At 29.0% G+C, this 3,215-nt stretch carries 4 protein-coding genes; all 4 read left to right on the forward strand.

The window, feature by feature from the left end; all coding sequences use genetic code 11:
• The first annotated feature begins 116 nt into the window (after positions 1-116).
• The 4 genes from HGP29_RS27860 (at position 117) to HGP29_RS27875 (ending at position 3,081) form a co-directional block, all read left to right on the forward strand.
• Positions 117-1,112 carry a hypothetical protein gene (locus HGP29_RS27860; RefSeq protein ID WP_168885753.1) on the forward strand — a complete coding sequence of 332 codons (996 nt, stop codon included), beginning with the start codon at positions 117-119 and terminating at the stop codon, positions 1,110-1,112.
• Positions 1,113-1,184: 72 nt separating this feature from the next.
• On the forward strand, positions 1,185-1,628 hold the full coding sequence (locus tag HGP29_RS27865; protein ID WP_168885754.1) for a lysozyme inhibitor LprI family protein: 444 nt from the start codon (positions 1,185-1,187) through the stop codon (positions 1,626-1,628).
• A gap of 240 nt (positions 1,629-1,868) precedes the next feature.
• On the forward strand, positions 1,869-2,399 hold the full coding sequence (locus tag HGP29_RS27870; RefSeq protein WP_168885755.1) for a hypothetical protein: 531 nt from the start codon (positions 1,869-1,871) through the stop codon (positions 2,397-2,399).
• A gap of 106 nt (positions 2,400-2,505) precedes the next feature.
• Positions 2,506-3,081, forward strand: coding sequence for a hypothetical protein (locus HGP29_RS27875; RefSeq protein WP_168885756.1), 576 nt, complete (start codon positions 2,506-2,508; stop codon positions 3,079-3,081).
• Positions 3,082-3,215 lie beyond the last annotated feature (134 nt).

The raw sequence follows: 3,215 nt of genomic DNA on the forward strand, positions 1-3,215 counted from the left end.
TGAACTAAAAAATAATTAAACAGGCTATAACACAAGCTAAAAAGGCAAGTTTCGGGCGACGCGCCCTCGCTCGCAGTTTAGCAATTTCGTTAGGCAAAATTAAACACAACTTAAAGATGAAATCTAAACTAATTATTCTGTTTTCTTTTATTTTATCTTCATGTTATAATAATGAAGAGTTAAGACAAAATAATGAAATAAGAGATTTAATAACGAATTCAGTTTCTACAGTAGAAGAAACATTTACTATTACAAAAAATGATGAAATAGATATAGAAACAAAAGATGGTGTTAAAATCAATTTTAAATGGACTGATTTAGATTTTACAAATATACCTCAACCTTCATCAATAAAAGTTTTTGTGAAAAATTATCAAAGCAATATTGATATGTTTTTCAATAATTTAGAAACTATATCAAATGATACACTTTTAATCTCGGGAGGAAGTATCCAAATAACAATAAAGTCTAACTCTAAAAATGTACGATTAAAAAATGGGAGTTTTGCATCTATTTATTATCCAAGAGATTTAAATTTAGGACCAATGAGCTTGTTCTATTTAGATTCAGGTAATTGGGTAAAAGCTCCAGTAAATGTGGATACAACTAGTATTACTAAAATAGATACAGTTTTTTATAGGACAAAAGATAATCCTCTTTATTACACAAGAATTCCTATAGGTCCAAATGAACCTAGATCAACATTAAGAACAGCTTTTGAAGAAGATATTTTTAGTTACTATTATGCCAAATTACCAAAGCTAGATTATATTAATTTTGATTATTTACCAAAATCTGTATTGACAAATATCCAAGTAAATGTCTTGTCTGATAATATAACACAGGTAGATGCCCATTTAATTTTTAAGGATATCAATTCATATAAAAAGTCAATAATAAGAAAGGAAGATAGTTTTTACAATATACCAGTTGGTTCAACATTTACGCTTCTTGCTTTTTCAATTGTTGGTGAAAAAATTTATTTCCTTGAAAAAGAAATTAGAAATGTTAGGGAAGGAATGTCGTTAAATTTAAAACTGAAGGAGTCTTCAAAAGATATTATTAAAAAAAGGCTTAAGAAACTTAAAAAAACTTTGCCTAACAACAGCTAAAACAGCAAGTTTCGGGTGACGCACCCTCGCTCGCAGTTTAGCTATTACGTTGTGTGTAATAAGACTGATAGTATGAGGGATAAAAGTTTTCAATTAAGTATCATATTTTTGATTTACTCAATTTCTGTATTTGGACAAGAAAGTGAAAGTAATTTGTTCGACTGTTATGATGGTTCTCAAACTGAGATGACCATCTGCTCTCTTGAAGAATATCAATATTATGACAGTATTTTAAATGTGAAGTATAAAGATTTAATGAATATTTTGAACTCAAGGATAAAAGAATACTCTGAGTTTGACGATGACTTTGAACTCAAACAAGTGATATCATTTAAGAATTTGATAATAGAATCTCAGAAAAGTTGGATAATTCTTCGACACAAAAACGAAAAAATAAAAGAACTTATGTATCAAGGAGGCTCAATGTGCGCAATGGCTATGAATATGCAACTAACCCATGACACTAAAAAAAGAATTGAATTTATTGACGAGCTAATTGAATCAGAAAATCGGTAAAAAATAAATAATACACACAACACTGTATATAGCAAATAGGGCATTCAGTGGTTTAAGAAAGTTAAGTACTATTTACAAAAACCGCCAAATCGTTGATTTGGCTTTTAAAATGAATAAGTTAAAAATAAAATACGACGCTTTGGCTCAGTGCAAACTTGAAAGTTGATCGCTTTCTACTGCCCTACTTTCCATATACTAATAGTTGGGTACAATTAGGGCAAACAATCAATTAATATTAAAATGATAAACTTCAAGGAAGCTCGGAAATTAGTATTAGAAAAAGTCAATTCCATAAATTTTAACACTTTCATTTCTAATAAAATTGATGATAGGTTTTTAATACTGGATGATCTAATTGCTGAAAAAGAATATGGTTGGGATTTTCCTTATTCGAATGAAAAATTTCTCAAAACAAAATCTATTAAACATGCTTTTGCAGGTAATTCACCATTTTTTGTAGATAAATATAAAAGTTTAATAATTGAACGTTCTTCTGGGATATCAAGAGATAATTTCTTTGAAGATTATGAAGAAGAAAATGAATATTGGTGTTTAAAAATTGATAGTAATTTACTAACCAATAATAAAATATTACTTCTATTAAAGAAAAAACTTAAATTAGACCTCAATGAGTTGAAAAGATTAAAAAATCAATCTTATAATGGTGAAACAATTTTAAGTTCAGGAGGTCAAAAAAAGTTAGAATCCCTTAAATCTGTACTACAAGAAAATGGGATCACTGGCAAAATAGAATTCAAATTTTCAACTTAAAAAGTACCCAACATTAGCTAACCTCCATCCACCGGTCGACACGCCCGCTGGTCGTAGTTTAGCCATTACGTTGGGCAACATATAGTCAGAGCAAACTTTCAATGAAATGGATAAAATCTTAGCTAATAGAAATTTAACATATCTTTTATTTGTAATATTATTGACCTTAGCAAACCCTTTAAATGCTTTTGGTTGTAAATGTGACTCAATTTCAGTAGAAAACGGATATAATAAAGCTCATTTAATAGTTAAAGGAAAAATTCTAAAAGTTGAAATAGTAAACACTTTAGAAACAATTAATGTGGATAGTATTGCTTCAGTACATTCATTAATGGGGGATAATGAAAAGTTAGTAAGGTATCTAGAAGCAAACTCATTATACAAAGTAACAATAGATGCTTCAAAAATTTTCAAAGGTGAATATTTAGGTAAACAATTTACAATTTATACAAGCCTAACAAGTAGTGCTTGTGGTATTCGTTTTAAAGAAGGAGAAGAAACCATTATTTATACAACAAAAGAAAGTAACATCATGTATTTCATGTTCGGAGATTATGTAGATCGATTACGTTTAATGAAAAAAGAAAATACATACTGGACAGACCGTTGTAAAAGACTTGTTTCCGATGTAGAAATAGAAACAAAACTATTGAATAGTCATATAATGGCTTTAAAAAATTAGTATAAAATAAATACGTTGCCCAACATCAGCTAAAACTCCACGTTCGGGTGACGCACCCTCACACGTAGTTTAGCCATTACGTTATGGGCAATTAATATGAAACTACCAATTGAATATAGATGGCTTAAGGCTCA

Source organism: Flammeovirga agarivorans, assembly GCF_012641475.1.
Classification (GTDB): domain Bacteria; phylum Bacteroidota; class Bacteroidia; order Cytophagales; family Flammeovirgaceae; genus Flammeovirga; species Flammeovirga agarivorans.